The organism is Rhodoferax saidenbachensis, from assembly GCF_001955715.1.
Classification (GTDB): domain Bacteria; phylum Pseudomonadota; class Gammaproteobacteria; order Burkholderiales; family Burkholderiaceae_C; genus Allorhodoferax; species Allorhodoferax saidenbachensis.
In genome coordinates, this window is the sequence record NZ_CP019239.1 from 782,642 (window position 1) to 807,382 (window position 24,741).

Annotated in this window: 21 protein-coding genes and 3 tRNA genes; 14 read left to right on the forward strand and 10 right to left on the reverse strand. The window is 57.3% G+C overall.

Annotated features, from left to right (window positions below; genetic code table 11):
* Together RS694_RS03760 and RS694_RS03765 are read right to left on the reverse strand one after the other, a co-directional pair.
* Window positions 1-1,413 carry a cyclic GMP-AMP synthase DncV-like nucleotidyltransferase gene (locus RS694_RS03760; RefSeq protein WP_029707295.1) on the reverse strand — a complete coding sequence of 471 codons (1,413 nt, stop codon included), beginning with the start codon at window positions 1,411-1,413 and terminating at the stop codon, window positions 1-3.
* A gap of 1 nt (window position 1,414) precedes the next feature.
* Window positions 1,415-1,729, reverse strand: coding sequence for a hypothetical protein (locus tag RS694_RS03765; RefSeq protein WP_152528808.1), 315 nt, complete (start codon window positions 1,727-1,729; stop codon window positions 1,415-1,417).
* An 80-nt stretch (window positions 1,730-1,809) separates the two neighbouring features.
* Between RS694_RS03765 and RS694_RS03770 the strand changes: the two genes are divergently transcribed.
* The 4 genes from RS694_RS03770 (at window position 1,810) to RS694_RS03785 (ending at window position 2,681) form a co-directional block, all read left to right on the forward strand.
* Window positions 1,810-1,884 (forward strand) — tRNA-Arg (locus RS694_RS03770).
* An 8-nt stretch (window positions 1,885-1,892) separates the two neighbouring features.
* Window positions 1,893-1,967, forward strand: a tRNA-Val gene (locus RS694_RS03775).
* A gap of 5 nt (window positions 1,968-1,972) precedes the next feature.
* A tRNA-Arg gene (locus RS694_RS03780) sits at window positions 1,973-2,047 on the forward strand.
* A gap of 70 nt (window positions 2,048-2,117) precedes the next feature.
* Window positions 2,118-2,681 (forward strand): HNH endonuclease, encoded by a 564-nt coding sequence (locus tag RS694_RS03785; RefSeq protein WP_029707297.1) that lies wholly within the window; start codon window positions 2,118-2,120, stop codon window positions 2,679-2,681.
* Window positions 2,682-2,694: 13 nt separating this feature from the next.
* On the opposite strand, the gene rtcR is transcribed toward RS694_RS03785, so the two are convergent.
* Entirely contained in the window at window positions 2,695-4,317 is a 1,623-nt protein-coding gene (gene rtcR, locus RS694_RS03790; RefSeq protein ID WP_029707298.1) for an RNA repair transcriptional activator RtcR, read from the reverse strand.
* A 206-nt stretch (window positions 4,318-4,523) separates the two neighbouring features.
* Between rtcR and RS694_RS03795 the strand changes: the two genes are divergently transcribed.
* From RS694_RS03795 to RS694_RS03830, 8 genes are all read left to right on the forward strand, one after another.
* Window positions 4,524-6,098 (forward strand): vWA domain-containing protein, encoded by a 1,575-nt coding sequence (locus tag RS694_RS03795; RefSeq protein WP_029707299.1) that lies wholly within the window; start codon window positions 4,524-4,526, stop codon window positions 6,096-6,098.
* Window positions 6,099-6,756: 658 nt separating this feature from the next.
* Complete coding sequence (locus tag RS694_RS03800; protein ID WP_029707300.1) at window positions 6,757-7,983, forward strand: RtcB family protein; 1,227 nt, start codon at window positions 6,757-6,759, stop codon at window positions 7,981-7,983.
* Between the two features lie 56 nt (window positions 7,984-8,039).
* On the forward strand, window positions 8,040-8,855 hold the full coding sequence (locus RS694_RS03805) for a nucleotidyltransferase domain-containing protein (RefSeq protein WP_029707301.1): 816 nt from the start codon (window positions 8,040-8,042) through the stop codon (window positions 8,853-8,855).
* A gap of 31 nt (window positions 8,856-8,886) precedes the next feature.
* Window positions 8,887-9,924: an RNA 3'-terminal phosphate cyclase gene (rtcA, locus tag RS694_RS03810; protein WP_029707302.1), complete on the forward strand. Its 1,038-nt coding sequence runs from the start codon at window positions 8,887-8,889 to the stop codon at window positions 9,922-9,924.
* 484 nt (window positions 9,925-10,408) lie between these two features.
* Entirely contained in the window at window positions 10,409-11,248 is an 840-nt protein-coding gene (locus RS694_RS03815; RefSeq protein WP_029707303.1) for an AraC family transcriptional regulator, read from the forward strand.
* 448 nt (window positions 11,249-11,696) lie between these two features.
* Window positions 11,697-13,994 (forward strand): TonB-dependent siderophore receptor, encoded by a 2,298-nt coding sequence (locus RS694_RS03820; RefSeq protein ID WP_241463975.1) that lies wholly within the window; start codon window positions 11,697-11,699, stop codon window positions 13,992-13,994.
* Between the two features lie 114 nt (window positions 13,995-14,108).
* Window positions 14,109-14,510 (forward strand): hypothetical protein, encoded by a 402-nt coding sequence (locus RS694_RS03825; RefSeq protein ID WP_037247175.1) that lies wholly within the window; start codon window positions 14,109-14,111, stop codon window positions 14,508-14,510.
* Window positions 14,510-14,911: a hypothetical protein gene (locus RS694_RS03830; RefSeq protein WP_029707306.1), complete on the forward strand. Its 402-nt coding sequence runs from the start codon at window positions 14,510-14,512 to the stop codon at window positions 14,909-14,911. The genes RS694_RS03825 and RS694_RS03830 overlap by 1 nt, the downstream gene beginning before the upstream one ends.
* Before the next feature lie 329 nt (window positions 14,912-15,240).
* Here the strand turns inward: RS694_RS03830 and RS694_RS03835 are convergent, their stop codons facing one another.
* A complete protein-coding gene (locus RS694_RS03835) occupies window positions 15,241-16,182 on the reverse strand; it encodes an aromatic alcohol reductase (RefSeq protein ID WP_029707307.1) in 942 nt (313 codons plus the stop codon).
* Between the two features lie 177 nt (window positions 16,183-16,359).
* Between RS694_RS03835 and RS694_RS03840 the strand changes: the two genes are divergently transcribed.
* Window positions 16,360-16,701, forward strand: coding sequence for a winged helix-turn-helix transcriptional regulator (locus tag RS694_RS03840; RefSeq protein ID WP_244898408.1), 342 nt, complete (start codon window positions 16,360-16,362; stop codon window positions 16,699-16,701).
* A 428-nt stretch (window positions 16,702-17,129) separates the two neighbouring features.
* Here RS694_RS03840 and RS694_RS03845 read toward each other — a convergent pair whose 3' ends face one another.
* The 4 genes from RS694_RS03845 to RS694_RS03865 all read right to left on the reverse strand — a co-directional run bounded on the left by RS694_RS03845 (window position 17,130) and on the right by RS694_RS03865 (window position 20,939).
* A complete protein-coding gene (locus RS694_RS03845) occupies window positions 17,130-17,561 on the reverse strand; it encodes a transcriptional regulator (protein WP_029707309.1) in 432 nt (143 codons plus the stop codon).
* 99 nt (window positions 17,562-17,660) lie between these two features.
* Complete coding sequence (locus RS694_RS03850; RefSeq protein ID WP_029707310.1) at window positions 17,661-17,942, reverse strand: HU family DNA-binding protein; 282 nt, start codon at window positions 17,940-17,942, stop codon at window positions 17,661-17,663.
* A gap of 443 nt (window positions 17,943-18,385) precedes the next feature.
* Entirely contained in the window at window positions 18,386-19,453 is a 1,068-nt protein-coding gene (locus RS694_RS20585) for an AbiJ-NTD4 domain-containing protein (RefSeq protein WP_029707311.1), read from the reverse strand.
* A 598-nt stretch (window positions 19,454-20,051) separates the two neighbouring features.
* Window positions 20,052-20,939 (reverse strand): LysR family transcriptional regulator, encoded by an 888-nt coding sequence (locus RS694_RS03865; protein WP_029707313.1) that lies wholly within the window; start codon window positions 20,937-20,939, stop codon window positions 20,052-20,054.
* Between the two features lie 115 nt (window positions 20,940-21,054).
* On the opposite strand from RS694_RS03865, the gene RS694_RS03870 reads away from it, so the two are divergent.
* Window positions 21,055-21,465 (forward strand): carboxymuconolactone decarboxylase family protein, encoded by a 411-nt coding sequence (locus RS694_RS03870; RefSeq protein ID WP_029707315.1) that lies wholly within the window; start codon window positions 21,055-21,057, stop codon window positions 21,463-21,465.
* 253 nt (window positions 21,466-21,718) lie between these two features.
* Here RS694_RS03870 and RS694_RS03875 read toward each other — a convergent pair whose 3' ends face one another.
* Window positions 21,719-23,164, reverse strand: a complete 1,446-nt coding sequence (locus RS694_RS03875) for an IS1182 family transposase (protein WP_076069337.1) — start codon at window positions 23,162-23,164, stop codon at window positions 21,719-21,721.
* A 266-nt stretch (window positions 23,165-23,430) separates the two neighbouring features.
* Window positions 23,431-24,213: a DMP19 family protein gene (locus RS694_RS20385; protein WP_076069340.1), complete on the reverse strand. Its 783-nt coding sequence runs from the start codon at window positions 24,211-24,213 to the stop codon at window positions 23,431-23,433.
* Between the last annotated feature and the right edge of the window lie 528 nt (window positions 24,214-24,741).

The following is a 24,741-nucleotide window of genomic DNA, read 5'->3' on the forward strand; positions in this document are numbered from 1 at the left end:
TCAGCGCCTACGCTTGATCCTCAACTTGGTGTACGCGGGCGCGGCCGGATTGTGCACATGATGATGCACATCGCGTATGGTGACGGGGACACGCCGAGCTGCATAGACCTGCCCGTTGACCCGCACGATGCAGTCCATGTGATGCGTACCAAGGTAAAGTGTCCGCTCTTCGTTCTGCAGCATCCGCATTCCTACCCTTCGATGGCCGAGGTCACTGCTCTCGTCTGCGTCTAATCCCTTGTTACGCACCGTCCATTCGACGGTAGCGAACATCGGCACAACCTGAGGGTTCACAATTGTAAAAACCAACGCGCAGTCCTTGGCAACCCCCGCCACCTGGTTGCGGTGCTTGGACACAAAACGGCGCTGCCGCCCACTGCCTGTGTAGACAGCGATGTCGATCTCGGGCACCTGCATGAGAGCCCGCGAGGTCTGCTCATCGACCAATTCGACCTCGTCCACTTCCGGCAGCGGCATCAAGAAAGAAAACGCCTCGGACCAGATCAGTGCCGCCGCAACTTCATCTGCCGCCTCAGCCGCACGCTCAACGATGTCCAGCAGCGCATCGAGCCTCGGCAGAAACGCTGCCCATGCCTCATCACTCATGCGATTGAGGTCTTCTTCGACCCTAGTGGCTGGGTTCTGGACGCGTTGGCTCCCGTTCAGTCGGCCATGTATTGTCCGGACTATGGAGATCAATGCGTCATCGTCAGAGACACCGAGCAGAAGGGCGAGGCCGATGTCGGGGTATGCCTCAGTAGCCAGAACCGTAAGGAAGATCGAGGACGGACGCGAATCGGGGATGTCGTCAAACGACAGGGCAGCCCAAGCCTTGAGGTAGCGTATCACTCTGCGCACCTGCTCACGCTCACCACCGGTGAGGGCATCCCTGAACCACTTGTAGAAGGTCTTAGGGTCGCTGGCCTCCCAACCCTTCGTAAGGCATGCCAGCCGTCGCTTATCGGTGTCACTATTGAGGTGATAGACCGGGGTGTCGATGTGGAATTGATGCTCGTAAGATGCCCGTGAGCAACGCTCCTTGGGTGGCTCCGCCACGGAACGCATGTCCGCGCATTGATCGTGGTATTCAATGAGCTCTTGTTGCACCCAACGACGTAGCTGCTCGGCCGTGGGTTCAATGCTTTCGCCGTTGCCCCAATCGAAGTAGACGCCGAGATCGACGTCGTATTCTTCGTCCGCCAGTACAGGCTTGATCAACGTACCGTACTTGTAGGAGCCCTGAAGCCACGTCGAGATCGCATAGCCATGCTTGGCCTTGAGCGACACCTTCAGGTACTCGGCCAAATCATTCCAGCTTGTTTGCAGGAATTCGCGCTGCCGCGTCGTGGGGCTGACACGGTTGATCAGCGTTTGTTCCCCGGCTCCATTGAACAGTGAGCTGGCGCGGCCCATGTCAGCCCTCCCGGCTCAATGTCATCTGAGGTCGATGACTCAGGAATGGCGCCAAATCGGTTGTTAGGATGTCGCTGGCCGCCTTCTTGCCGAGGGCCGTTAGCGTACGCCGTGCTGCCTCGGTCGCGATATCCAAACCGACGTCTTTGGCTTGTTCATGCGACGGGAGCGCGTCGAGTCGGAAGTACCGATCCTTGAGTTTGTGCTGCATAAGCTGGTCAACCAGTTGCTGCTGCGACGAGATCGTGACTGAAAAGAGTCGGTTGTCGTCCATCCAGCCACCGACACCAAGTTCGCGCCCCGATTCAAAGGACAAGGAGTACTTATTGGTTGTGGTACCAATGCTGAGGAGGCCGTCGGGGGTTCGAATCCCCCACGGGTCGCCAATCGCTCAATGCCTCAGTAGTTCAACGGACAGAACGAGGCCCTCCTAAGGCCTAGACGCAGGTTCATTGCCCGCCTGCGGCGCCAACTAACACCCCCGGTTAGCTAAGCGGTAGAGCAGCGCCCCTACAAGGCGACGGTCTGCGGTTCGATCCCGTGACTGGGGACCACTTTTGCCCGCGTAGTTCAATGGAGAGAACAGGCGCCTTCTAAGCTTCAAACACAGGTTCAATTCCTGTCGCGGGCTCCACGCACATGACACCACTTGGGATCACACGAATTCAGTAAGGAGATGGCCACGAACGGCCACAGGTGCAACCGTGAATCAAAGCAGAATCCTCCAACTCGACGTGCAAGGTGTTCCCCAGTCCTGGGTGAGCCCAGAACGCGCTGCAGGCTACTACGCCACCGGCGATGTAGTCTGGGCCGTGGGCGAGACCTTCATGACCATGCGTGGCGGGATCAACGCCGCCAGTGGCGTGCAATCCCACATCGATCTCGCACCCATCATCGCCGTCAACGGCTGCGCTAGCGTCAATCTGTTCGACGTTACGCCCACGCTGACCAATCGCAAGCTGTTTGCGCGCGACAGGTCCATGTGCGCGTACTGCGGTGGGGTTTTCAAGCACGAGGATCTGACACGGGAACACATCCACCCTCGGTCGCGTGGTGGCCTGGACAACTGGCAGTCGGTGGTGAGCGCATGCCGGGGTTGTAACAACCTCAAGGCAGACCGCTTTCCGTACGAAGCCGGGATGACCTTGCTCTACACGCCGTATGTGCCCAGCCTGTACGAAGACTTCATTCTGTCGTCACGGCATATCCGGGCCGATGTGATGCAATGGCTATTGGCCCGGGTGCCAAAAGGTTCGCGACTCATATAGCTGTACCTGCCAATTAGCGACCTTCGTCGGCAGGCATCATCGAACGGACTGAATTCCACGTCAGTTGGAACTTGAGCAGGTATTTGCGCAGCCGATCCGCGTCATTGACGATGGAACGCTGCGTGCGCGAACGGTCAAACAGTCGGCGGCCGGCATCTGAAAGCGTCAGTGATTCTCGGCAAACCCGGATGACAGCCTCAAGCTGCATGCGGTCGAACAGATCCAGACTGTCAATGGCGTCGGCCGGGAGCATGGCCTCCAGGTCGAGCCCGGTTGAGTTCACCTCTCCGACTGGTTGCCACAGCCATTGAAGCCGCTGGATTTCCGCATTGACGAGGCTAGCTGAAATCCGCCCCCCGTCTGCCAGCGTCGCCATCCGCGTGACGCTGGCAGAGAGATCGCGGAAGTTGCCACTCCACAGCGCGTCTGCCGACTTGGCAAACTGCAAATATCGGGCCTTGGCTTCGGCATTGAACCGGACGACTCGCCCGGTTTCGGCCGCAGCTCGGCTCAGTTGGTGTTCGATGTTGGGCTCAATGTCTTCCGGGCGTTGGGCCAAGCCGGGCAAGGTGTACGACCAGAGGTTGATCCGGGCAAACAAATCTTCCCGGAAGCGTCCCTGTGCGACGTCGACGCGCAAGTCGCGGTTGGTGCCAGCAATAAGCTGAAAATCGCTACTCACCTCACGGTCGCTCCCCATGGGCAGGAACCGCTTCTCCTCCACGGCCTTGAGCAGCATCGCTTGCTCATCCGGACCGAGCTCGCCAATCTCGTCCAGAAATAGCACACCCTGGTGCGCTGTACGGAGCAGACCAGGCCTGTCAGCCGCAGCCCCTGTGAACGCGCCCTTCTTGTGGCCGAACAGAGTCGATGCCGCACCATCCCCGCGCAGCGTGGCGCAGTTGACTTCGACGAAGTCGCCCTGGACTTGGTGGCGCGACTTCTTCAGCTCGAACATGCGTCGCGCCAAGTGAGACTTACCGGCGCCGGTGGGGCCAGTCAGCAAAATGGGGGCCTGCGAGCGCACTGCCACGCGCTCAATCTCCTCAATCAAGGCATTGAAGCGCTTGTTCCGCGTCGGGATGCCGCTCTTGAGGAACTCCAATGCTTCCGCATGAGCCTGGCTAAAACGCTGAGCCAAGACGTCGTAGCGCGAGAGGTCCAGGTCGATCAGCGTATAGCTGCCAGGATTGCCTCGCTCCTGCTTCTTCGGCGGCGCCGTCTGCAGCAGCACGCCAGGAATGAAGCGCGACTCGACCATCAGGAACATGCAGATTTGCGCCACATGCGTGCCGGTCGTGATATGCGCCCAATACTGCTCATGGACTGGATCGAAGCGATAGCCGCGCGCCCAGTCATAGAGCGCCGCGTACATGACTCCGAAATCCCAGGGATCCACGACATCCATCGGCACCAGGTTCACGACGGTGTCGGGCGACACATTCGCAACGTCGCGCAGCAGGGTCTGCGCCAGGGCTTCGTAGCGCGTCGGATAGAGCAACTCCAGCCGGTCAATCAGCGTGTCTTCGTGCTGGACCAAGGAAATCGTCGGCCGCCACTTCTCCCAGCGTCCAGCGCCTTGGCCTGAGTCCAGTTGGGTTCCCATGAATCCGATGACAACGTTCTTCTTGGTCATAGCTATATTGATATCTTATTAGCGTCAATTCTAGTATTTATACGATTCTACGGGCACGCATTTTGGAAGCCGAAACGGAGTAATCGAAATATTCCTTTGCAAATCAATGAGTTATTTGCTCGGTTATCAACGACTGTCGAAACTGGCACACCCTTTGCAAAGAAGAAGGTACTAACAACAAGTTGAATACAAAGAGGAGAACACTCATGGTCAACACGCAACTCTTTCAAACCCTCAAGGGCGCTCTGCTGCCTGCAGCCAAGGTGCTCAATGCCGAGCAGGCGCCGGCCTATGCTTTCAGCCCGCGCCATCAGCTGGCGCAACTCGCAGCCACAGGCTGTCTGAGCCAGACCTTCTACGCCAACGCGGAAGACCAACTCGACATGGTGACGGCGCTGGCGCAAGAAGTCGATGCCGCCTTTGTCGCCAAGACCGCGATCTATGCCCGTCAGTCCGGCCACATGAAAGATATGCCGGCGCTGCTGGCGGCTGGCCTGGCTGTGCGTGACGTGGCCCTGCTGAACCAGGTGTTCTCGCGTGTGGTCGACAACGGCAAGATGCTGCGCAACTTCGTGCAAATCCTCCGAAGCGGCGCTGTGGGCCGCAAGTCGCTGGGTACTCGTCCGAAGAAGTTGGTGCAACACTGGCTGCTGACGGCAACCGAGAAGCAGCTTCTGAATGCGGCCGTGGGCAATACGCCGTCACTGGCCGACGTGGTCAAGATGGTTCACCCCAAGCCTTCCGAGGCCTGGCGTGCCGCCTGGTTCGCGTGGCTGATCGGCAAACCGGTCGATGAAGCGGCCCTGCCGCCCATCACTCAGTCGTTCGAGCGCTTCAAGCGCGAAAGCGCCCAAGGCGTTGCGACCGATGTGCCGGAGGTTCCGTTCCAGATGCTGACTGCGCTGGAGCTGAGCTCGGCCCAGTGGGCGCAGATCGCTCGCACCGGTTCATGGCAGATGGTGCGTCAGAACCTGAACACCTTTGCTCGTCACGGTGTGTTCGACATCGAAGGCATGGCCGAGGTTGTCGCTGCCAAGTTGAGCGACCCGCAGGCTGTGGCCAAGGCTCGAGTGATGCCCTACCAGCTGATGGCTGCGTTCAAGGCGACTGGCGAAGCCGTGCCGCAGGTGGTTCGCGATGCGCTGCAGGATGCGATGGAAGTCGCGCTGAACAACGTGCCCAGCTTTGAGGGGCGCGTGGTGGTGTGCCCTGACGTGTCGGGTTCGATGAGCTCGGCCGTGACTGGTCATCGCGGTTCGGCGACGTCCAGCGTGCGTTGCATCGACGTGGCTGCCCTGGTGGCTGCGGCGGTGTTGCGCAAGAACCCGCAGGCCCGTGTCTTGCCGTTCGAACAGGATGTGGTGAAGCTGTCGTTGAACGCCCGTGACTCGGTCATGACCAATGCGCAAGCGCTGGCCAAGATCGGTGGTGGCGGTACAAACTGCAGTGCGCCGCTGGCCATGTTGAACCGTGAGCGCGCATCGGTGGACCTGCTGGTCCTGGTCTCGGACAACGAGTCCTGGGTCGATGCCAACCGGCGCGGTGCGACGCAGACTTTGCGCGAGTGGGAAGTGCTGAAGAAGCGAAATCCGAATGCGCGCCTGGTGTGCATCGACATCCAGCCGACGGTAACCACACAGGCGGCGGAGCGCCATGACATCCTGAATGTCGGCGGCTTCTCCGATGCGGTGTTCACGATGGTGGCGAACTTTGCGGACGGCAAGATAGAGGCCGAGCACTGGGTTGGCGAAATCGAGAAGGTGTCGCTGGCCGCACAGTAGGGGCTTCAAGTACTTGATTTGGAAGGTGTCTCAGGCGAATGCCTGCAGGAGTACAGCACCATTGGCCGCGCGGGCCGGCAAGCCCGCAACGGAGAATCCGTAGGCCGCTCTTGCAACTTTCGTCGCCTGGGGCACCAACCAGCACCAACAATCGTCGTCGCGTGGTGAATGCCGGTGGGACTACATCTGTAAAACGTGTCTCACCAACTGTTTGTCGCCACGCGGGGGCTGTTAAGTTTTGCGCGAATGCTGGCAGGAATACATTGGAACGCCGGGGGTTCGAATCCTCAACCGGGAAACCGGCATGGCATCTTCTTGCCCCCCCCTTGTCGCGCTTTTTTTGCGATGTCCTGTTGCGAATGCAGGTGGAACTACAGACTATTAATCTCGGTGTCGCGGGTTCGAGTCCCGTCGGCCTCCGTCAGGAAGCCGTAGCTCAGTGGTAGAGCACGATGTTTCACCAAAAACTTGTCGCAGCAAGGCATCACTTTTTAGCGGTGAATGCAGATGGAATTACAGGTAGACGCACGCGGCGCAAGCTGCGTGTCCCGTGAGCGATCACGGGGCGCCCGGGTTCAAATCCCGGTCCAGCAATGGATGGCGGAGTAGAAGATTTCATCGCCTCTTGTCACCGCACTTTTTGATAGAGAACAACAACATGTCAGAACTGAACTACAACATTGAGGACGTCCCCGGCGGTGTGCCGGTGAAGATGTGGACCAAAGGCGTGCCCGTCGAGGCTGAGGCCATGGACCAGCTCGCCAATGCGGCTCGCCTGCCCATCGTGTTCAAGCACGTCGCAGCGATGCCGGACGTGCACTTGGGCATCGGCGCCACCGTCGGCTCCGTGATTCCGACCATCAAGGCCATCATCCCTGCGGCGGTCGGCGTGGACATTGGTTGCGGCATGATGGCCGCGAAGACTACGCTGCGCGCGGAAGACTTGCCAGACAACCTGGGCCCGCTGCGCTCAGCCATCGAAGCGGCCGTGCCGCATGGCTTCACGCCGCGCCGTGGTGGCCGCGATCCCGGTAGCTGGGAGAACCCGCCCGTATCGGTGGACCAGGTCTGGGCGACGTTGGCCGACGATTTCGACGCGTTGTGCGAGTTGCACCCACGCCTGAAGAACACGAACAACCGCAAGCACCTGGGGACCCTGGGTACGGGGAACCACTTCATTGAGGTCTGCCTCGATGAGACAGGTTTCGTTTGGTTCATGCTGCACTCAGGTTCGCGCGGAGTAGGGAACGCTATCGGCACGCACTTCATCGAACTGGCCAAGAAGGATGCCGAGCGCAACCAACGCAATCTGCCCGACAAGGACCTGGCCTACTTCGAGGAAGGTGCCGAGCACTTTGACGACTACGTGCGCGGCGTGGGCTGGGCGCAGCGCTTCGCGATGAAGAACCGCGAGGTGATGATGGCCAACCTGATCGCCACGGTCCGCAAGGTCATCACGAAGCCCTTCGAGTCACACGTCGAGGCAGTGAATTGCCACCACAACTATGTGCAAAAGGAGCGTCACTTTGGCGAGGATGTGTTCGTGACTCGCAAGGGCGCGGTGAGCGCCAAGCGCGGTGAGTTGGGCATCATTCCGGGCAGCATGGGCGCGCGCAGCTATATCGTGCGCGGTTTGGGCAACCCGGAGAGTTTTGAGAGCTGCAGCCACGGCGCGGGTCGTGTGATGAGCCGTACCAAAGCGAAGAGGATGTTTACCGTGGAAGACCAAATCAAGGCGACTGAGGGCGTTGAATGCCGCAAGGACGCCAACGTCATCGACGAAATTCCGATGGCTTACAAGGACATCGACGCCGTCATGGCGGCGCAGAAGGACTTGGTCGAAGTGGTGCACACTTTGAAGCAGGTGGTGTGCGTGAAGGGATAGGAAGAGTGAGGGCCGCATGTTCTCACCCACATGAGAATGGAAGTAGGAGTGAGGGCATGAAAGAGGAAACCTTGTTAAGCGCGCATCCCGTCTCTGACGAAATGCGCGCCACCGTTCTGGAGAACTTGGCTGAGCTGGAGCAACGGCATCAGGTGACGGTTTTGTTTGCCTGCGAGTCGGGTAGCCGCGGCTGGGGCTTTGCCTCGCCCGACAGCGACTACGACGTGCGCTTCGTCTACGTGAACAGGCTGCCGTGGTATCTGACGGTCGACCCCGGACGGGATGTCATCGAACAGCCGATCAGTGGCGAGCTGGACATCAACGGCTGGGACCTGCGCAAAGCGCTTCAATTGCTGCGCGAATCCAACCCGACGCTTCTCGAATGGCTGCGTTCGCCCATCGTGTACAGCCAAGCAACACCGTGGGCGGGTCGTTTGCGGGTTCTGGCCGAAGAGGGCTTCTCCCCGGTTCGCGGCTATCACCACTACGTGTCGATGGCCAAGAAGAACTTGCGAGAGCACCTCTATGGTGAGGTGGTCCGGTACAAGAAGTACCTCTACGTTCTACGTCCGCTACTGGCGGCGCGCTGGATACGCGAAGGGCGTGGCGTGCCACCGATGCGCTTTGCCGAGCTGGCAGCGCAAACGCTGACAGACACGGCCTTGATCGACGAGGTGAACGCGCTGCTGGAGGTCAAGATGCGCGCGGGAGAAGCCGCGACCAGCCCACGCTGGGTGGGAATCCACGACTTCATCGAGCGGGAATTAGCGATTGCGATGGCCCATACGCTCGACAAGGGGCCGAAGGCCGACGGGCGTCAACTCGACCAGTATCTGCATGATGCGGTGCTGTACTTCGACGCGCAGTCTTAGAACAAGAACAGAAGATAAGAAGAAGCAAGAAATGATTGAAATTGATGGTTCCGTCGGCGAAGGCGGCGGACAGATTCTGCGCACCTCGCTGGCCCTGTCTATGTGCACGGGCCAGCCCTTCACCCTGGCCCGCATCCGGGTCGGCCGTAACAAGCCTGGTCTGATGCGCCAACACCTGACCTGCGTGAATGCAGCCACAGAAGTCTGCGGCGCGGAGGTTCACGGCGCAGAGATGAACTCTCAGTCGCTGGCTTTCACGCCCGGCAAGCTACGCGCGGGCGACTACAACTTCAACGTCGGCACAGCGGGCAGTTGCACGCTGGTGCTTCAGACCGTATGGCCTGCACTGCTGCTGGCCGACGCGCCGAGCCGTCTGAAGCTGGGTGGAGGCACCCACAACCCGATGGCTCCGCCTTTCCATTTCCTGGAGCGCAGCTATGCGCCGCTGATGCGAAAGTTGGGTGCGAACGTCGAGCTGACCCTGCGTCGGCTGGGCTTCTACCCGGCCGGCGGCGGTGAAATCGAAGTGACGATTTGGCCCGCCGAGGACAAGCTGCAACCGTTCGATCTGACTGAGCGCGGACCGAAGCAGGAAGGCTTTGCCGAATGCTTCGCGCCGGCTCTGCCTCGCAAGGTGGCCCAGCGTGAGTTGGAACAACTGGGAACGGCTCTGGGTTGGAACGAGGAGCAACTGCGCATCGGCCCTGTGCGCCAAAACGAAGGTCCAGGCAACGCGTTACTGGCCACTCTGGTCTACGAGAACCTCAGTGAGGTGTTCACGCAGTTTGGCGAGAAGGGCGTCAGCGCCGAAAAGGTCGCGCGTGACCTGGTGCGTGAAGTGCGCGCCTATCAGCTGAGTGAGGCCGCGCTAGGTCCGCACCTGGCCGATCAATGGGCGTTGCCACTGGCCTTGGCGGTGTGGAAGCGTGGACGAGAGGCTACCTATACCTGCACGGAACTCACCGCTCACGCTAAGACCAACTTCGAGGTGATCGAGCGGTTTCTGCCGGTGACATTCTTGACCTCAGTTGCGAAGGCGGGCTGGCGCATCGCCGTTAAGCCGACATAGGGTGACAATGGTCTTCCCTTCTCAGAACAAGTTGATGATAAGTTTGACCTCTCCATCATGGCGCTGAGTTGCCGCAAACCGCTATCCTATGAGCGCGCAGCTTGCTCGGGACGGGGAAATCCCATTCATTCGGGTGAATTTTGGAATGTCGCCTTTCGCTGCATTTCGGCTGTCCATCGTACCCGCCTAGCGGGTCAATCTTAAATGTCCGCTATCCGGCCATGAGTCTGGGGCTACGGAAGCCCGCTTTGGGTCGACTGCTGCGGCAAGTTCGGGCCAGGGGCTGACTACGGCCAACGTCCGGTTTTGAGAGCGGCCACGGAACCACGAGATTGGGAGATAGTCCTTATCTGCTCTGCTATTTGAGTTGCAGCATGGTTGATCGCTACATACCTGCGGACTGGCTAGACGTTATTGAGAAATTTGATCATAATATTTTCCATTTAGGTCAAGTTTCCGCTACTTCCAACTAAGGACTGCACTCATGTCGAGCATTGCCATCACCGATCCAATTGCGCCGCTGGACATCGACGGCGTCTCGCGAGTCGTTGTGGCTTTGAGTGCCACATCGGTTACAAAGGGCTGGGAAAATGCGATGCATCAGCACCGCAAGGCGCAACTGATCTACTCCGTACGCGGCATCCTCAACTGCGAAATCGAAGACGGCGTCTGGATCGTGCCGCCGCAATGCGCCATATGGATACCGGGAGACTTGCCTCACTCGGCACGGGGAGCGGGTGAAACGGAATGCTATTGCCTGTTTGTCGAGCCTGACGCCGCAGAGGATCTTCCGAAAAACTGTTGCACGATTTCGGTATCGCCATTGCTACGTGAGTTGCTACTGAAGGTGGCTAGTTTTCCTGAGTTGTACGCGCCAGGGGGGCGGGAAGATCGGCTGATTGCCGCATTGCTCGATGAGTTGGTGACTGCACCGGTGGAAGACTTGCACCTGCCCATGCCACGCGATCCCCGATTGCGCCGCCTCGCGGAAATGATGCTGGCCGACCCGACGGACAAGACCTCAAAGGCCGATTGGGCTACTCACATTGGAATGAGCGAACGAAGCATGAGCCGTCTTCTGCTGCACGAGATTGGAATCAGCTTCGGGCGCTGGCGTCGGCAGTTGCATGTGATATTGGCCCTCCAACGTTTGACCAAGGGTGAAAGTGTGCAAACTGTGGCGTTGGAGCTTGGCTATGAAAACGCCAGTGGGTTCGTAACCATGTTTCGCAAGGCGGTGGGCAAACCTCCGGCACGTTACCTCTCGGATCGCATGAGCGGCGCTGAGCTTGCTTCTGTGCCCGGCATTATGCTCTTCGATTGAATCAACCCCGATTGGTTCTGTCTGTTGGCTGGGGACCACCGACTGCTCTCCGCGTCCGCTATCTTCCCATGCGGAGTTGCCGTGATTCTCTGAAAACTGACGTCTCGTCGAGAACGAAGCCCCGCTCAGACGCCTGCGATTGCAGATGTTTACGCACAGCCAAGTTTTCAATGAAAACATGTCGCATGCCATATTGACGCTTGTTCGGCCGGTCAAGCGCGCTGAGCTGAGGTGCGGCAAACCACAATTAGGCGCAGCATACCCACGCTGACAGTTTGCGATTTTTCGCAATAAGTCCAATATATATCTCAATGCAGCCAGCACACCGAGGAGGTCACTATTGGCCTAATTGAATAACAATCTGGCTTAGTTTCACTATCGGATTCCCTACTCCCAATTGTTAAATACGGCACTCAAATACGAATGATTATTGTTAATGAATGCCTTCATGACTGCTGGGAAAACCCGTTGCTCAATCCAAAAGCGCGGAGTAGTTGACGTCTATCCTCGTCTGGATGGGCCATACACGGACACCATTAGGAACTCGCTCCTCACCGTGTTGGGCACGGCAGTTGCGGCGGCAATTCTCGTCAACACGCAAGGCGCATTCGCCGCTGAATCAGCGCAGGTCCAAGACAAGACAGGAGGTGCCTTTCAAGAAGAGAGGGTCTTGCCGGCGATTACCGTAACGGGGCGCATGGATAATGCGACCACTGAAGGTACCGGCTTCTACACCACAAACGAGACCACAGCGACGCACCTGCCGCTGTCGTTGCAGGAAACACCGCAGTCCGTGACAGTGATCACGCGCCAGCGCATGGACGACCTGCAATTGAATTCGGTGCAGGGCGTGCTGGAGAACACCACGGGCGTCACGCCATACCAATCCGACAGCGAACGAACGAGTTTCTATTCGCGTGGATTCTTGATCAACAACGTTCAGTACGATGGCGTACCCACAGTCGTCGGCAACATCGTCAATGGGAGTGGCATCGGCTCTCTCGATACAGCGTTCTATGACCGTGTCGAGGTAGTGCGCGGAGGCTCCGGATTGCTGACCGGCACCGGCAATCCCTCCGCCGCGATCAACCTGGTGCGCAAAAGAACTACCCCTGACTTTTCGGCATCCGCCTCACTCGGGGCGGGGAGCTGGGGTACCCGCCGGGGAATGGCCGACATATCGACACCGTTGACCGAGGATGGGCGTATCCGCACACGCATTATTGGGACGTATCAGGACGGAGACTCGTACATCGATGGCTACAAGCCGCAGAGGAAAGCGTTCTACGGCCTCATCGAGGCAGATCTGACCCAAGACACGACAGTGAGTTTGGGGTATGACTACCAGAGCATCACGCCGAAGGGCTCCACCTGGGGAGGCTTGCCGCTATGGTTCAGCGACGGAACGCAGGCGGAATATTCACGCTCCAAGACCTACGCGCAGGACTGGAGCCATTGGGACAATAGCCTTAAAACGGTGTTTGCTGAGATCGAGCAGCGATTCGAAAACGGCTGGAGCCTTCGGGCCATTGCTAACCAGTACCGCACGGAATACGATGCCGAACTGCTCGGCTTGGTCGGCCGCCCCGATCGCGCCACGGGACTCGGCGTCTCTCCCAATGGGGCCTATCCGGTCGCGCTGGCGTCCGAAGGTCGCAGCCGTCAAAACACATTCGACATGATGGCAAGAGGCCCCTTCGAACTGCTGGGTCGCCAACATGACCTAGTTGTGGGTGCGACGATTTCTGACCGCACGGCCAGCCAGGATGACATCGCGCCCTTCTATCCGGGCTTTGCACCGGTCAATGTCTACAACCTCAGTCCAGCCTATCCCCGCCCTAACTTCGGTGCCATGACTTCGATACCGACCAGCACCCGAATCAAGCAGAGCGGTGTCTATAGCGCAGCCCGGCTTTCGCTGGCTGAAGCTCTGAAACTCATCGTCGGAGGTCGCTTAAGCAACTACGAAATTGACGACATCGCCAGCGGAACGTCGTTGCACTACAAAAAGAGCGGTGAGTTCACTCCGTATGCTGGCTTGATCTACGACATCAACGAAGGCTATTCGGCATATGTCAGCTACACGGGTATCTTCAATCCGCAAACAGGCTATCAGGACAACAAGGGAAATGTGCTCACGCCGTCAGAGGGGAAAACTAAGGAACTGGGCCTCAAAGGTACTTACATGAAAGGGCGTCTAAATGCGTCGGTGGCCTTGTTTGAGACCGAGCTGGACAACACGGCGCAAATGATCGCCGGAACCTACACGCCAGGTGGCGCCCAGGCCTACAAAGGCGCGGATGGGACGAAGTCACGCGGGATCGAGCTGGATTTGCAGGGCGAGCTGGCGCGTGGCTGGAAGGTCTACGCAGGTATCTCCCACTTCACTGCGCAAGATGGCGACGGCGTCCGCTTGAATTCGCAAATACCGCGCACGACAGCTCAGCTTTCCACCACCCACCAGCTGCCCGGAGAGTTGAGCAAGTTGACGCTCGGCGGTGGTGTCCAGTGGCAAAGCGGCTTCTACCAGACGCCCAACACTGGCACGAGTTCGTTGGGCGGGGAACAAGGTTCCTATGCCCTGGTATCACTCATGGGGCGTTACGCCATCACGACGAAGACCAACGTGACCATCAACATCAACAACGTGTTCGACAAGACGTACGCGCTACAGAAGGGCGATTTCGATACCGTCAGCTATGGCGCACCACGCAATGTGATGGTGACGCTGGACTATAGATATTGATTCCCCACAGACGATCGATTCACCCATCTGACATCCGCAGAAATACAACCCATTAACTATAGGAAAGCTTCCATGTCCCTTCAGCCCTCCCTACGATCCGCCCAAGACCTAGCCGTGAGCAATCCAAACAAGGTCGCCTTGTTCTGGTTGACGACAGCAGCTGGTGCCGTTCTATTTGTAACCTTCCAGTTGTTCTTCTACGTAAACGACTTTTTGAGAGTGCAAGGAGCGACACCGGCGATTACGTTTGAGCCCAGCGTACTGTGGATGTTTTCCGCATTCTACGGTTCTTGGATTGTCACGGTGCTTTTCGCACTTATCGGAACCCGTAGGACTCAGTGGGTTGCACTGGTCCTCGGCAGCATGCTTGTCGTTCTGAATACCCTTGGGGGGATATCCGACGGGTTGCGCGACGGTTGGCACGTTGCCTTTTCAGCAGTATTCTTTATTGCGTTGCCCGGCGTGTTCGCCATTGCGGCCACATGGCGTGGCATCAAACCACAAGATAAATGGTGATGTCGATGAATAGCTCTGACTTCCCTTTGGTCTGGATGAATCTTACGCAAGAACCCGGACATGATCACCAGAAGGACTTCGAGGAATTCGAGGCCAATTTGCAGCGAGGTGAGCCCTTCGTACTCTTGACCGATACAGTACCCGCCGAAGACCATGAGCACTCGCCGGAAGACAAGAAACGTACCGCGCTCTGGATGAAAAAGAACAAGGTTGAATTGCGAAGGCTGGTTCTGGCAATGATCCTGGTCGAGCCCAACTCGGCAAAACGTCTTGGGTTCAAGGCATTTGCTGTGATATTCGCCAAGTTCTGGGGCTACCCTATGCTTCTTGCTGCTTCACGTGATCAGGCAATCGAGATGGCAAGAGAACTGCTCCAAACGGATCGAAAGTCATCCCCCTGATGGCCCGCGCAGACGTCCGATCTCCGATGGGACCCCGTCGCTGCAAAGTGTCGCGGCGGGCTGCTGCCCTATCTTTCAGAAGAGCTAGGTGAGACCTGGCCGGGCACGCTGGATCTTCGCGCGGATACCCGCCTGGCGGGCTTGTGCCAAATGACCGCTTACAGGTCATGAATGTGAGTTGCGCGAATTCCGCTTCGGGTCGACGGCTAGGGGTCGACAGCCGTTCAAGGGCCGAAACGGACGTCTACCAATGGATACTTTCGGGCGGGCGGTACGGGGACTTAGAGTCGCGAGGTAAGTGCGGCCCTTTCAGCTATCTAAGTTTGCGTTCATTTGCCCTCGAGGTTTTTCGTTGCCCACTGTTCGGCGGTGGTAACTTGAATCGACTGCTGATCGTTGAAAGTGCCTGCTTTGGGCCAGGCCACGCCTCTGCCTTGCGCGAACACCGCGCGGTACTTTTTGATGTGATGAGTTGGGTCTTTTTCCAATTCCTGCATCAGGTACGGAACAGTCCAAACGTTGCGCTTGAATGGACGGCTCAGCACACGTTCAAGCATGCTTGCGACCTGCCCATACGTCACTGTGTCGCCAGAAAGGTAGACGATTTCATTGCGGAAGCGGGGTTCGAAGAAGACGATTTCCGCGGTCAGAGTACCGATGTCGTCTGGTGTAGTGAGAGTCACGCTGGTCTCAAGACTGCCCAGGGCGTTCACTGTGTCATTTTCGAGGTCGACCACTTCGAATAGGGGCTCGAAAAGGAAGCTGGTGAACATACCGGTCGAGATGATGACCCATTCAGTTTTGTCTTGGGCACGAAGCAACTCGCGCACATCGAGCTGAGCATCGAATAAATCCTGAGGGCTGCCCCGCCCAATCACCTCAAAGTCGACGCCAAACTGCCATGGAAAGTAGCGCTTCACACCGGACTTGAGTGCAGCTGTAGCCAACTTCATCGGGGTTTCTCGACCCGCGACCATGCCTGCGCAGCCGATTACGGTATCGAAGCGTGCGAAGACTTCAGCAAGCTGATCGATCGAATCGGTCACCAGGTCTGCGGCGACCATTTGGATGCCAAGACTGCGGAGTTCCTCGATCGCTACCTTTTTCTCAGGCACTTGGGTGTTGATGGACGACGCCCTCAGCAAGACGCTGATCTTTGACCCGGGCGCGCGCTTGGCCACACGTGCGAGATTGCGTAAAACCGGAAGGCCGAGTTCGCCGGCGCCTAAAACGAGAATCGATTGGGGGGGGAGGTGGTTCACCTGGGTCATGAGTTGTCCTGAGACTTGTTGCTTGTAAGATGAACAGATGGTTGCACGATTGCGCAACGCTCACAAGAAGGCACACGTGTGATACCAAGGGAAGTCATCATCGATGGTGAAGCGCTAAGGCAGGCTGAAGCCATCTGTCAAACGCTTAGAGAAGATGACGATGGGGTCAGGAGGGAAGTGCTCGCTCACGCAGGCAGCCGCTGGTCATTGGGCATCCTGCACGCCTTGGGTGTGTACGGAACGTTGCGTCATGCCGAGATAAAGAGACAGATGACCGGTGTGACCCAGCGAATGTTGACGAAGACGCTACGCTCCCTGGAGCGTGACGGTCTGCTGATGCGGTGGGAGTTCGATGAGAAAGTGCCCCGCGTTGAGTACGAGCTGACTTCGCTGGGCATGGATCTATTGATCCGTATGTCCCCTATTTGGACTTGGGTCGTTGAAAACGCCGAAGACTTTCGCAAGGCGCGTCGTACTTTCGACAGTCAAGACCGAAAAAATGCACTAGAAATTCGGTAGCCCCGTTTTGACGACAGTGGGCTCGCCAAGTGAGGACGACTGCGGACTATCACCAGTGGCACTAGGCGATGCGGATCGCGGCATCGGGAAGAACGTTCAGGTCGCGGGCGGCCAGTTCGTTATTGCCAATGAGGACTCCATTTGGCAAATAGCTGATGCAAACTTTGACGGCTAATCATTCAATTGCCATGCCTCCCATCCAAATAGCCCCGCTGCGTAAATTCTTGAACGTCTGCTTCCACCTCATTTCGGCCGCCGATCGTACCAACCTGCTGGGTAGTTCCGAACGTCTGCTATCGGGCGATGAGTCTATTTCGGTCGAAGACCGCTTTGGGTCGACAGCGACTATTGACCAAAGTCATAAGGCGGGCGTTGCCTTACCCGAAGGAGTAGGAATTGGCGATTACGAAAAGACGGCGCCTTTTCAACTACTCTTGCAACCTCTTCAAAACCTCACGTTTCCCCAACTTCATCACTGCGGCAATCCTGTGCAGTTGTGCATTTCGCGGTTGTGCTTTGTCTGACTCCCATTTGAAGACAGACAGTGCAGAAGCTTCCAACAGCTGTGCAGTCTGAGCCTGCGTGATCCCCATCTTGGCCCGCCAAGCCGCAAAGCGTTCAGCACTGAAACGAATGCGTGGAGCTGTGTCAGGTGTACTTGCTTGCGCTTTGTCACTCCCCTTGGATGCTCGGATACTGGCCTTGAGCGCAGAGGTCAGCGATTTGACCTGGCGCTTCAATGCGGCAATTTCAGAGCGGTGCGATGTCATCCCCTTACGTAAGGCGAGCAATTCGTCTTTGAGTTCCTTGCGTGCAACCCGGGCAATTTCAGACTTGAGGGAATCGATCAGTGAACTCATGCGATTGGCACTCCTACTAAAGCAATAAAAATCATCAACAAAAGAAAAGGCGGCAGTGGTAACGCACCACTGCCGCCTCTCTGTTTGAACCGTACCGGTTTACTTCTTCTTGTTTACTGCGGCCTTGAAGGCTGCACCGGCTGTGAATTTTGGCACAGTAGCGGCGGCGATCTTCAGGGCTTCACCAGTACGTGGGTTTTTGCCCTTACGTGCGGCGCGTTTGGTGGCCTTGAAGGTACCAAAACCAATCAGTTGCACATCTTCCTTCTTGGCCACGGTCTTGGTGATGATTTCCACTAGGGCGTCAATGGTTCGTCCAGCTGCGGCCTTGGACATGTCGGTCTCTTTGACCAGCGCTTCAATCAATCCAGCTTTGTTCAATCTGTTGCTCCGAGAAAATAAGTGGGCGGATTCTGGCACACAAGAATGCGCTGCATCGCCGATCCCATTTGTGGTGGCGCTTCCATTAACCATTCGTCACAAAATAGTGTATTCGGACCAAGACATAAAGGGACGCAGCCGGAGCTATCGAGGTGGTAGGTTGCCGCCTTTCGCCCCACGCCCCCGTCAGGAGTCGACCCAAAGCGGTCCTCCGCACTCCTGGATTAGCTGCCCAAAAGCGGACATCCGATCTGATACAAATGAGGCGGCCTTGCCGAGGTCGCCTATGCAGGGCGATTGCAGTCCTTGCTTTGCGCTGGCCGATGGACAGCTGCATAGTGGATTGCCGTCATTCGACTCGGTTCAAAAGTACATGATCAAGGTTGCAGTGATCGCCGCCTTTGCAGCGCCGGGAGGGCGTGAGAAGGCTGCCTAGAAAGCGGCTAAAGCCGAGCGATCAGACTCTTGACCCAGGACATGCAGAACTCGATCGTGTGATCGGTTTGCTGCGCCGTTAGCTTGGGCATCTCCTTCGAGCCCGGACCGTGTGCCAAGTCGTTCCGCACATCCGAAAAGAAGCGCTGCATCAACTCGTGCTCCCATGGAGCGATGAACGAACCATTCGTCTTGCTGGTCAGGTTGTTCAGGTACCCACCGACGCCTTTCTCAGTGCCGGTGTTCCAGTTCTTCTCCTCGCTGATGATCTTGATCGTGCTTTCGAGAGCCCGGCCTGCGTAGAACGATGGGTCCGGGCCAGCGGTGTCGCGAAGGTCAATGGCCGTTGCCATGTCGGTGCTGACGTTCTTCCATTTAGGTTCCTTCACAAGGTCCCAGAATGGCTGCTCAATCTGCGCCTGCACCAGCGCGTCCTGCGTGATCTGGATGAAGCCGTTGTGGTAGTTCAGCGGCATGCCGGCTTGCTTGAAGCGCTCGTTCAACTCGTGCACCTGCGAAGTGAACATACTGTTCGTTAACTCGTTCTGTGCCTTCACACCATCAGAACGGGAACCAGGAACACGCATGCCGGTGTGCTTCGCTCTTGCAATCGCGTCCTGCAGGGCGGCTTGCTTGAGTTCCGTTGGCAGCTTCTCGTTCAGCTCGTCAATCTGGCTCTCACGCTCGCGGAATGCCAGCTCGATGAAGCTCAGACGACGCTTTACGAATGCATCAGGGTCCATGGTGTCCGTGCACTTGGCATTCATCCATGCCTGTACGACCAAATTGATGTCGTACGAACCCGAGTTCGTGATGGGCTTGCCCATCCACTCGGTCTGGTAGGAGTAGTGGCGCGCAGACAGCTCAGTGATGCCAATCTCACGGGCCAGGCGATCATGAAGGCTAGTCCAGATCGCCTTGACGCGCTCGTCGACCTTTTTTTCCCAGCTGTAGTACTTCCAGATGTCCTCGTTGACGATGCGGTAAGCCTGAACGAACAGAGCGGACTCTTTCGGACCGACTGCGTTGAACATCGGTCGCTTCTCGTACCGGCGGAAAAAGACGTCGGTCAGCATTTATCACTCCCTTGTTGTCGGAAGTGTATCAATCGTCTCCATCAGCCCAGTCGACGCACCGATGCGGTGTCCAAAGCACCAAAGGTCTGTTGCTGGTGGAGCTGATGCTCGAGGGCCCTGTATCGAACGACTGCACCCAGCCTTTTGGAGACCCGCGCTATCTGAGCAGTTCGACTGCGGCGGCAATGAGCCAGACCTCCGGTCTGGTCTCGCGATGCAGACCTCGGAAGGCGTGGGCGTAGCCGCGCGTCAACTCATTCAATGCGGCGCTTACGTTTGGCGGCTCCGCGTTAAGGAACGTAAATGCATCTTCCAGGCAGCCCCGCTCGGTGTTTATGTCTGGCGGCAGACTCTCAACTAGGGAGCACAGACCCCTGGCGATTGATACTTTGTTTGGCGGCTCGATAGGCTGCTTGAGTTCATGAATACGCATTGTTCGTCACCTTTTCAACGAGACATCTGTTGAGGATTACACACCTCAATGGCCCAGTCATTGATCTGGTCAGCGTCCCAGAGCGGTCGGTCGCGACTGACTTGTTATGGCCCAAACCGGGTCCCCCTTAAAGTTGAGCGCGACTTGCGCCGTCATCAGCTACCGTCAAACGTCAGTCGCCCGTACCGCCTGGGCCACCATACTTCGTACCGTTTGCCGATCCTTGGGTGTAGCCAGCCCGATACCCACGGCCAGCTCATCCCCCTCAGCCAGAGCTCGGTATACGACCCCCGCGCGCCGCAAGCCGATGAAGGACTTGGGCAACAGGGCCATGCCACGCCCGCCGGCCACTTCTGCCAGTAGTACGTGATGGTCGGCCGGCTCCCGAAGTTTTGGGGGCGCGAAGCCGTACCGGTTGAAGATGTGCTGGCAGTGGTCGTAAAACGCAGGCTGGCGTGCACGTTCAAACCAAAAAACAGACTCAAGAGCCAGGTCGGTCAATCGAACCACCTTGCGCTTTGCCAGTGGATGAGAAGACCGCATGGCCACCACCATCGGCAGGCGGTCGAGTTCCATGACATCCAGTTCACGCGTGTCTGTAGGCAGAGCGATGAAGGCGGCATCCAATTTGCCGGCACGAAGTTGCCGCACGAGCCTGGGCGATGTGTCAGAAACCGCGGACACGGCGGTCCCTGGGTGCAGGGCTTCCAGCCTTTCCACCAGACCGCGGAACCACGTTGGCTCTGCGGAGCTGGTCAATCCCAGTCGCAAGGTCGCGGGGACCGCCTGCGACGCCAGCTCGGCTTCAGCCTGACGCAACAACTTCGCGATGCTGCGCGCATAGGGCAACAGCCTGCGCCCGGCGTCGGTGACGGTCACGCCCTGTGTGTTGCGGTCGAACAGACGCATGCCCAAACGCTCTTCCAGTTCCCGGATCGCTCGGCTCAGCGGCGGTTGCGACAGGTGCAACGCTTCAGCCGCCTGGCGAAAGCTCAGCGCATCCGCGACGGCAAGAAAAAGCGTGAGCGAGCGTGAATCCAGGCGACCAGTCATATCACAAAGGTATCACGAATTTGGTCATTCCACGCGCTGGAAGACTCTTCTAAAGTGGCTTGTATCAATTTCTAAAGGGGATTCATGAACTTGCTTACTGAACAGGAGACGCGCGATGAACAACGAGCGCTATGAACGTGGCGCGGCCACACTGGCTGCCGTAGACGGCCCCGCAGGACTCGCTGTGGTTGAAGCACTTGGGAGGTCGTTTCCCGAATTTGCACGCTACCTGGTCGAGTTCCCGTTCGGTGACATCTATGCGCGAAAGGAACTGGGCTTGCGTGAGCGGGAACTGGCGACAGTCGCGGCTTTGTGCGCCCTCGGCCATGCTTTACCTCAACTGCGCGTGCATGTGCATGCCGCTTTGCACGTGGGTTGCACACCTGCAGAAGTGGTCGAGGTGGTGATGCAAATGGCGGTCTATGCGGGGTTTCCTGCAGCGCTCAATGGACTCACTGTCGTGCGCGAGGTTTTTGCCGAATCGGGGATTCAGCTACCGTTGGCTCGAGATCCAGCTTTCTCTTGAAGGATCACCACGACAGGAGTGATTCATGCAATGAAAAAAGGCACATGAATCACCCATTCGTGGGCCCGCTAGCAGATAGTCACCAACGACTGCTTCTGGCCGAGGCTGTGTGGAAACGCGCGGTGACACTGTCCGCACATTGCATCACCGACTGGGAAGCGGAATTTCTGGTGATTGCATCAGCTGATGCCGTCCAAGAGGTCCTATGCAGTTGCATTGCCCCTTTGCAAGGCGTCAATTGAAGGCAAAGGGCTCATGCCCTTGCCAGTCTCATCGCCTTCATCATTCCCTCGAACCCCAAGATCTGCAGGACTCTCTTGAAGTTGTAGGCCAACACATTGAAGCTCATCTCAGCACCTACGTGCCGCAACTGACGCGTCAGGAAGTGCGTGTAACCCATCCAGCTCTTGAGCGTTCCGAATACGTGCTCAACAGTTCGTCTCCTGATCATCATGGATTCGGGTGATTGATCGAGGCGGCGTTGTACAGCCTCTAGTACCTCTTCGTGTTCCCAACGCGTTATACGTCTGTATCCGCTTGGCGTGCACTGCGCTTTCAACGGGCACTTAGGACAGGCGCTGCTCCAGTAGCGGCGCAGCATCATCCCTCTCTCTTCTGTGACCATACGGAAGGTCGCCCTCTGTCCGGCTGGGCATTCGTATTCGTCGTCCTTCTTGATGTATGTGAAGTCAGCTTTATCGAACCGTCCGTCTGCCTTTGCATTGGATGTCGTTGGCTTGGGCAGCACAACCGCAATGCCGACATCCGCACATGCTTTGATTTGATTTCCACTAAAGTACCCCCGGTCTGCGAGGGCGCGTAGTCTCTTCTTGCCCATGGCTTCACGCGCGGCTTGTGCCATGGGGCTGAGTTGCGTTCGGTCGCTACCGGCATTGGTTACCTCATGCGCAACGATCAAGTGGTGTTTGGCATCCACGGCCACCTGCACGTTGTAAGCCACCATGCCTGAACCTCTGGCGCTGGTTGCCATGGACCGTGCATCGGGATCGGTCCTGGATATTTGACCGTCTGGCTGTGTCTTGAGCTGTTCTTTGATTGCGTCGAGCTCACGCATTTGTTGGCGCAACCGTGCAATCTTGTCTGTCAGACGCGCTGTCTTGGCCTCAAGCTCAACAGGCTGCGTGCGATCCGCGGTCTCCAGTGCACTCAGATAGCGTTGGATGCTCTCTTCAATCTGCTCCTGACGTTTGTCGATCTTTCCATTCGTGAAGTTGCAATCACGCGAGTTAACCGCCTTGAATTTGCTGCCGTCGATTGCCACCACTGCCTGGCTAAAGAGTTTGAGATCGCGGCACAGCATGACGAAGCGGCGGCATACGTTGCGAATGCCCGCACTGTTGTCACGGCGGAAGTCTGCAATGGTTTTGAAGTCTGGAGACAGCCTGCCCGTCAGCCACATGAGTTCAACATTACGCTGGCATTCACGCTCCAGACGGCGGCTGGACTGAATGCGATTGAGGTACCCATAGAGGTATACCTTCAACATGACAGCGGGGTGATACGCCGGGCGGCCTGTTGTCGCTGGAGTAGCTCCCTCGAACCCTAGTGCCACCATGTCCAGTTCGCCTATGAAGGCGTCCACTACCCGGACTGGGTTGTCATCGGCTATGAAGTCCTCCAGGCATTCCGGCAGCAAAGTGACCTGGCTTCTGTCTTGACCCTCTATGAATCTGGACATATCCAACCTTCCACGCAGTTCGATAAGTCATAGCAAATATGCGGCAGGATTCAAGGAGTTTCCACACAGCCTCGGCCCAATTGAGACCAATGTCGGATTGCATGCGTTTCTCCGTTGGGCCCCTGTCTAGAAGTTGGCATAACGGACATTCAGGACAGGCCCGACAGCTCGACACACACATGTGTCCTAAGTAAATAAACGATGCAACTATGTGTTCCTTCAGGATTGCCAGCGCTTCTAGGGCAAAGGCGTTGCCACGAACATCATTAAATTCTTCGATAGGTTTGCTGCCTTCCAGAGCTTCTGGAAATAAGAGAAAGTTCATTGGCGCTCACACTTTTGATGTCGTCTGTATCAACGAGTCCAATCGGTACGGCAGGATGCGAAGACCGCTCGTACCGCCATTCAAGCGTTTGTCCGGATAGCTTCCAACTGCCTGAGGCCTCCATCAAGAGAGTTTCATTGACTGTTGTTGAACTCGTGAATTGCAGGTTGTGGGTGAATTGAACAAGCGATGTCATCGGCGTTCCACTCGGATGCTGGATCGTTGCTTTCCATTTGCCAAGAAGTGCCAATGGCAGGACCTCTTGTTGGAAAAATGCATCGCGTTGACTCCGAACATAAGAGATGCGTGCCTGATCTATTTCCCATTCGATCGCGTCGAGGTGGCCGTCCAGCTCTACGAACGATGGTTCGAGCGCCTCCAACTGTTCAGGGTCCGAAGGAATGAGGCCATCGGCTTTACGAAGGAGCGCGGAAAACTGTTCCCTACCAAGGACTTCATATGCTGTAGCCGCACGAGATAACCACTCAGGTACGTTGTAGGCAGCCTGAGAGAAGCCGCCGTTTCCGACCTCCCACTGGAGCAGTCTCGATGCGTAGTACACCCCGATGGCACTTGGTAATCCATCAAGGTCGTCGGGGCTACGAATCCGGTCGCAAAGCAAGAGCCACAGTTGATCATCGAGTTCCGAGTCCACAAGTGGAGTTTTTGCGTCTGCCGCGAGGAGTTCTTGCGCGCTCGGATACTTGGGTTGTGAAAGATACATCTGGACCTCTTGAGTGACATGTGGTGGGCGTTCAGCCGACCAAGGTTCGACGTGAGGGATGTCCCGTTGACGGAGGAGTTAGGCCCCGGTTTGCCCCAGAACAAATGATGAGATATCTTGGTGCTCAACGGTCAGCCCATACACAACCTCGCATGCCCATTCCTTTGCGCCGACCTGTTCAAGAACTTGAGCGCGCGTGAGCATTCGACCTGAAGCAGCGATGAGGGCGCTAAATGGGGCATCGGTTGGCTCCGTGATGCTGGTCGCCAAATTGCCATCCTGGACGCGCGTGTGCAACGTTACCCACCAAATACTTGAATCTGATTCATGCCAGGGACCACTTCCGATTTGAGTCAAAACGTGTGGCTCTCCGGGCTGACACGCCATAAGTGCCGTTCGGAACAGTACATTGCTTCCACTGCCATACTCGAACCCTCCTTGGAGCAAGCGAAGCGATTTGCCACAGCCACATGGGCAAATATGCAGAGTCCAGCTTGGTTTGACGATGGGCATGAGGTGATGTTTCAG

Bases quoted from the DNA above. Each gene is read 5' to 3' on its own strand.
- RS694_RS03845 (WP_029707309.1), bottom strand. From the start codon at position 17,561: ATGAGTTCACTGATCGATTCCCTCAAGTCTGAAATTGCCCGGGTTGCA.
- RS694_RS03820 (WP_241463975.1), top strand. From the start codon at position 11,697: ATGACTGCTGGGAAAACCCGTTGCTCAATCCAAAAGCGCGGAGTAGTT.
- RS694_RS03865 (WP_029707313.1), bottom strand. From the start codon at position 20,939: ATGACTGGTCGCCTGGATTCACGCTCGCTCACGCTTTTTCTTGCCGTC.
- RS694_RS03795 (WP_029707299.1), top strand. From the start codon at position 4,524: ATGGTCAACACGCAACTCTTTCAAACCCTCAAGGGCGCTCTGCTGCCT.
- RS694_RS03805 (WP_029707301.1), top strand. From the start codon at position 8,040: ATGAAAGAGGAAACCTTGTTAAGCGCGCATCCCGTCTCTGACGAAATG.
- rtcA (WP_029707302.1), top strand. From the start codon at position 8,887: ATGATTGAAATTGATGGTTCCGTCGGCGAAGGCGGCGGACAGATTCTG.
- RS694_RS03875 (WP_076069337.1), bottom strand. From the start codon at position 23,164: ATGTCCAGATTCATAGAGGGTCAAGACAGAAGCCAGGTCACTTTGCTG.
- RS694_RS03870 (WP_029707315.1), top strand. From the start codon at position 21,055: ATGAACAACGAGCGCTATGAACGTGGCGCGGCCACACTGGCTGCCGTA.
- RS694_RS20385 (WP_076069340.1), bottom strand. From the start codon at position 24,213: ATGTATCTTTCACAACCCAAGTATCCGAGCGCGCAAGAACTCCTCGCG.
- RS694_RS03835 (WP_029707307.1), bottom strand. From the start codon at position 16,182: ATGACCCAGGTGAACCACCTCCCCCCCCAATCGATTCTCGTTTTAGGC.
- rtcR (WP_029707298.1), bottom strand. From the start codon at position 4,317: ATGACCAAGAAGAACGTTGTCATCGGATTCATGGGAACCCAACTGGAC.
- RS694_RS20585 (WP_029707311.1), bottom strand. From the start codon at position 19,453: ATGCTGACCGACGTCTTTTTCCGCCGGTACGAGAAGCGACCGATGTTC.
- RS694_RS03815 (WP_029707303.1), top strand. From the start codon at position 10,409: ATGTCGAGCATTGCCATCACCGATCCAATTGCGCCGCTGGACATCGAC.
- RS694_RS03760 (WP_029707295.1), bottom strand. From the start codon at position 1,413: ATGGGCCGCGCCAGCTCACTGTTCAATGGAGCCGGGGAACAAACGCTG.
- RS694_RS03830 (WP_029707306.1), top strand. From the start codon at position 14,510: ATGTCGATGAATAGCTCTGACTTCCCTTTGGTCTGGATGAATCTTACG.
- RS694_RS03800 (WP_029707300.1), top strand. From the start codon at position 6,757: ATGTCAGAACTGAACTACAACATTGAGGACGTCCCCGGCGGTGTGCCG.